Annotated in this window: 1 pseudogene; it reads left to right on the top strand. The window is 69.7% G+C overall.

Annotation, left to right across the window (positions count from 1 at the left end):
* Positions 1-274: pseudogene (locus tag GV792_RS28925) on the top strand (TetR/AcrR family transcriptional regulator); the annotation flags it as partial.

Here is a 274-nt window from a genome sequence, read left to right as displayed (position 1 = left end):
GCCGTATGTGATCCGATTGTTCGGCACCAAGCAGCAGCTGTTCCTGGCCGCGCTGAACCGGGTATGCGACCGCATCGAGGCGGTGTTCCGGGAGGCGGCGGCGACCGACCCGAACCCCACGGCGGCCACATTGGGCCGCGGCTACACCACGTTTCTCGCCGAACGCGAGCTGCTCCAGGTGCTCCTGCACGGCTTCGCCGCCAGCGCCGACCCGGTCATCGGCGAGCAGACCCGGGCCCGCTTCGGGCAGATCTACGAGCTGGCCCGCGAACTG

This window comes from Nocardia cyriacigeorgica (assembly GCF_010868145.1).
In the GTDB taxonomy this organism is placed as follows: Bacteria; Actinomycetota; Actinomycetes; order Mycobacteriales; family Mycobacteriaceae; genus Nocardia; species Nocardia cyriacigeorgica_D.
This window is presented reverse-complemented; position numbering and strand designations above follow the sequence as displayed.